The following is a 1,040-nucleotide window of genomic DNA, read 5'->3' on the forward strand; positions in this document are numbered from 1 at the left end:
GCGCAAACCTCATCACCGGACGAACACGCCCCGGCAAAACCGCCTTCCTCTACTCAGGCCAAGGCACCCAACACCCCGGAATGGGCCACAACCTCTACACCACCTTCCCCACCTTCGCCAACGCCCTCGACCAAGCCTTCCAAGCCCTCAACCCCCACCTCGAACACCCCCTCCAACACATCATGTGGGCCAAACCCCACACCCCCCACGCCCAACTCCTCAACCAAACCCTCTACACCCAACCCGCCCTCTTCGCCCTCCAAACCGCCCTCCACCACCTCCTCACCAGCTGGAACATCCACCCCCACTACCTCGCCGGACACTCCCTCGGCGAAATCACCGCCGCCCACACCGCCGGCATCCTCACCCTCAACGACGCCGCCACCCTCATCACCACCCGCGCCCGCCTCATGCACAACCTCCCCACCAACGGCACCATGACCGCCATCCACGCCACCCCCCAAGAAATCACCCCCCACCTCACCCCCAACGTCACCATCGCCGCCATCAACACCCCCAACACCACCGTCATCTCCGGCACCACCCACGACGTCAACACCATCACCCACCACTTCACCCAACAAGGACGCAAAACCCACACCCTCACCGTCTCCCACGCCTTCCACTCACCCCACCTCAACCCCATCCTCAACACCCTCAACCACACCGCACACACCCTCACCCACCACACCGCACACACCCCCCTCATCACCAACACCACAGCCACCCCCACCACCACCCTCCACCCCACCCACTGGGCCACCCACGCCCGCCAACCCGTCCACTTCGCCAACACCATCAACTACCTCCACAACGCCGGCGTCACCACCTACATCGAAATCGGACCCGACAACCCCCTCACCACCCTCACCACCCACAACCTCCCCACCCCCACCACCAACACCCCCCCACCCACCACCATCAACACCCTCCACAAAAACCAACCCGAAACCCCCACCCTCCTCCACGCCCTAGCCACCATCCACACCCACACCACCACCCCCATCACCTGGAACACCCTCCTCACCCCCACCCCAACC

The 1,040-nt window shown here is 64.5% G+C and carries 1 protein-coding gene; it reads left to right on the forward strand.

Annotation, left to right across the window (positions count from 1 at the left end):
- Positions 1–11: 11 nt before the first annotated feature.
- Positions 12–1,040, forward strand: a 1,029-nt coding sequence (locus ACIA8R_RS52990; RefSeq protein ID WP_397045860.1) for an acyltransferase domain-containing protein, incomplete at its 3' end; no start/stop codon positions are given.

Source organism: Nonomuraea sp. NPDC051191, assembly GCF_044455665.1.
GTDB lineage: Bacteria > Actinomycetota > Actinomycetes > Streptosporangiales > Streptosporangiaceae > Nonomuraea.